Below are 3,912 nucleotides of genomic sequence, written 5' to 3'. Positions count from 1 at the left end.
GATGTATCGAACGTTTCGGCTGAAAAAATAGTATTGTAGAAAGACATGTCGTCATCGACGGAAAGACGGTATTTGGCCGCGCCGGAACCGGCCCAGCGGCGCGCCCGGCCCGGCGACGACGGCCAGCGGCGAGGGGGCGGATGACAGGTCGGCGGTCCCTAGCCGCGACGGCGACACCTGCCGCCCGGCATCCTCCCGTGCGGGATCGGAGGTCAGCCAGGCGGGAAGCGTCGGAAGGAGGGCGGCCTCGCCGGTCGGCCGGGCCATCCGCACCGGATCGGCCCCGAAACGGCGGGCGGGTCCGGAGGCGGTCGCGACCTCACGGACGCCCTCCATGCCCCCGATGGCGTCGTACACGGGCCCCCACCACGCACGGGTATTCTCGATCTTGCGGTTCGAGGCGATGCGCCCGCCGATGATCAGCCGGTCGCGCGCCCGGGTCAGACCGACATAGAGCAGGCGCAGGGACTCTTCCTCGTTGCGGGCCTTGCGCGCCTCGCGGGCCGCGGCGGAGACGTCGCAATCGCGGTCGGAGGCGCCGCACCACAGGAAGCCGCCGTCGGCGGTTTCCAGCAGGGGGTCGCCCTTGGGCTCGGCGAAGATGGTGTCAGGCAGGATGACGATCGGCGCTTCCAGTCCTTTGGAAGAGTGGGCGGTCATCACCCGCACCTCCCCGCGCGGCTCGTCCATCTCGCGTTTGACGGTCTGGTCGATGGCCGCAAGGCCGGCGGAGAAGCGCTCCAGATCGGTGACGCCGCGTCCTTCGGCCGCCCGGGCCTGATCGAGGAAGGCGTCGAGGGCGTCGGCGGCCTCGCCCCCCAACCGGGTCATGAAGCGCTGCCGCACGGTCAGGCCGCGCGCATCACGCCGGCTCAGCAGCCGGGCATAGAGATCGAACGGCGTCCGGACCTGCATCTCGGCGCGGAACCAGCGCACAAGGATACGCGCCGCCGTCCATTCCGGCCGCTCGTCCGCCCGGGCCTTGAGCGTCCGCCACAGGGTCCCGCGCCGGCCCTGGGCCAGATCAAACAGACCTTGCTCGTCGACGTCGCACAGCGGACCGCGCAGCAGGCCGGCCAGCGTCAGGTCGTCCTCGGGATAAAGGGCGGCGCGGCCGAGGGCCAGCAGGTCTTCGAACACCGGATGCTCGGCCAGTTTCAACCGATCGGCGCCGGCGACGGGCACGCCCGAGCGCTTCAGGGCGCGCAGGATTTCCTCGAACATCGGGCCGCGCTTCTTGACGAGAATCAGCACATCGCCCCAGTCGGCCGGCCGCCAGGCGGCGCGATCGGCGGCGCTCTTGGCGTGTACGCCCTCGCCTTTCCCGACGATGTCCTTGACCTCGGCGACGATGCGCTCCGCCACGCAGCGGCGGGCATTGCGCAGCAGCGCGGCGTCCAGCGGATCGTCCCATGCGCGGCGTTCCTCGGCGGGGTCGTCCTTCTCCTCGGGCCAGAAATCCACGGTCCCGGGCCCGTCGGCGCGCCCGGCGGCATGGCGTACCACCACGTCGCTCCGGTCGCCGATCAGGCCTCGTCCCGGGCTGAGGGCGCGGGCGTGATCGGCCACGGCGAAAACCTGGTCCACGAAGGCCAGCACCTCGGGTGTCGAGCGCCAGGACTGCAGCAGTTCAACCGTCTCGAAGGATCGGCCCGCCGCCTCGGCCAGGCGCCGATAGGTCTGGCTCTCGGCCAGCAGACGTTCGGGGGCCGCGCCCTGGAAGGAGAAGATCGACTGCTTCTCGTCGCCGACCACGAAGATGGTCCGTTCGCGTCCATCCTCGCGCGCGCCGGCGCCGGCGAAGAATTCCTCGGTCAGGGCGCGGGCGATGGCCCACTGTTCCGGCGACGTATCCTGGGCCTCGTCGATCAGCAGGTGATCGACCCCGCCGTCCAGCTTGTACAACACCCAGGCCGCGCCAGGCCCGTCCGTCAGCAGGGCGCGGGCGCGCACGATCAGATCGGCGAAGTCGAGCGCGCCGGTCGCGGTCTTGGCCGCCGCATAGGCCTGGGCGTAGGCCCCGGCCAGGGTCAGGGCGTGGGTGGTTTCGGCCGCGACCTGGGCGGCCCGGATCCGCTCGGAGACCGCCACAACCCGGGCCTGTTGTTCGCCCAGCCAGTCGCAGAGACCGGGTTCGGCCTTGGCGGCGGCGCTTCGCGCGCACCAGGCGGCGGCCCCGCCCTTCTGGGTGAGAAGGATGGACGCGAGGTCCGGGAAGCGGCCATTCCCGGCCCGGACGGCTTCGACGAAGGCGCGGATTTCCAGCGCCTTGTCCTTGTCGCCAGCGGCCCTGGCGCGGTCGAGGGCTTCGGCGGCCCAGAGCCAGCGGCCGGTGTCGATGACGGCCGGGTCGGCGGCCCCGGCCTCTATGGCCATGGCGTCGGCCTCGGCCGCGCTGTCGAAGCCGACCGAGCGGGCCACGAAATCGGCGAGGCCGCCCTCGCTTTGGGCGTGCTCCACATAGGCGCCTAGCGCGGCGCGCTTCGCCTCGAACACGCTGAACATGCCCTCGAAGGCCTCGTGGTGGAGGCTCTCGCTCATGGCCGCATAGGCGTCCGACAGGGCGGGGTAGGCCTCGCTCAGGGAGGCGCGGGCCAGGGCCTCGCGGGCGATGGCGGAGACGGCCGCGGCCTCCGCGTCGTCGATGACGCGGAAGCCCGGCGACACCCCGGCCTCGATCGGGAAGCGCCGCAGCAGCTGTTCGCAGAAGGCGTGGATGGTCTGGATCTTCAGCCCGCCCGGGGTCTCGAGCGCGCGGGCGAACAGGGCCCGCGCGCGTGAAAGGCCCGCGCGGTCATAGGAGTCGGGCGCCCGGGCCTCCAGCTTGCCGAGGTCCTGACGCAGGTCGTCGTTGGTGGCCACAGCCCAGGCGCCGAGGCGCTGATACAGGCGGCGCTGCATCTCGGCCGCCGCCGCCTTGGTGAAGGTCAGGCACAGGACGGCGTCCGGCCTCGAGCCGTCCAGCAGCAAGCGCGCGACCCGGTCGACTAGGGTGGTGGTCTTGCCCGAACCGGCGTTGGCCATGACGAAGGCGTTGATGGCGGGATCGGCGGCGCGGGCCTGGGGCGTCTTCATTCGCCGCCCTCCGCGTCTTCGGCCACCGACCATTCGCGCACCCGGGCCAGATGGTCGTAGTCGGAGAAGGCGCGTTGGGCGAACTGCGGGGCCGTGCGCGAGACATAGGGCTGGTCGGCCCGCTCATAGGTCGCGATCAACCGGTTCAAGCCTTCCAGCGCCTCGTCGACGGTGACGTCGACGGGCTGGGGGTCGCGGCTCTGGGCGTCGCCGCTGCGATCGACCTCGGTGGCGGGCGGGCGTCGTCCCGTGACCGTGACATAAAGCAGCCGCCCGGGTTCCGGCGTACCCAGCCCGGGGAAGCCGCCGGCGCGGGCGATGGCGGCGGTCAGGGACAGCTGCGGCGAGAAGCCGGCGCGGACCTGTTTCCAGCTCGGCGCGGCGCCGGTCTTGAAGTCCATCACCGTCAGGCGGCCGTCGTGCAGCTCCAGCCGGTCGGCCCGGGCGCTGAGCCGGAACGGCTCGCGCGGAGCCTCGATCTCCATGACGCCGCGCTGCTCGATCAGGACGGTCGCGCCGTCGGCCCGCCGTCCGGTCTCGAAGCCGACGGCCCAGGCGCCGACGTTGCGGGCCAGCACGACCTCGCGCGCCAGGGCGGCGTCCGGCATGCCTCCGTCGCGCAACCGGCCGAGGTACAGGCCGACGAAGGTCTCGGCCGCCGCGGCGCGGTCCAGTGTCGGCCACGCCTCGGCGAACTGCTCCAGCGCCGCGTGGATGGCGGTGCCGCGCAGCCGGGCGTCGACCCGCTCGTCGGGCCGGGCCAAGGCTTCCAGCCCGAGGATGAAGCGGGCGTAGGTGGCGTAGGGGTCGCGCACCCATTCCTCGATCCGGGTCACC

General features: G+C 72.2%; 2 protein-coding genes. Both read right to left on the bottom strand.

The window, feature by feature from the left end; translation table 11 throughout:
• Positions 1-51 precede the first annotated feature (51 nt).
• Positions 52-3,075 (bottom strand): double-strand break repair helicase AddA, encoded by a 3,024-nt coding sequence (gene addA / locus RDU12_RS13560; RefSeq protein WP_308685143.1) that lies wholly within the window; start codon positions 3,073-3,075, stop codon positions 52-54.
• Positions 3,072-3,912: PD-(D/E)XK nuclease family protein (locus RDU12_RS13555; protein ID WP_308685141.1), on the bottom strand; the 841-nt coding region annotated here is incomplete at its 5' end. The genes RDU12_RS13555 and addA, both read right to left, overlap by 4 nt.

The organism is Brevundimonas sp. (assembly GCF_031082345.1).
Classification (GTDB): Bacteria; Pseudomonadota; Alphaproteobacteria; order Caulobacterales; family Caulobacteraceae; genus Brevundimonas.
Note: the sequence above shows the minus strand (reverse complement) of the source record. Positions and strands in the feature narration are given on the sequence as shown.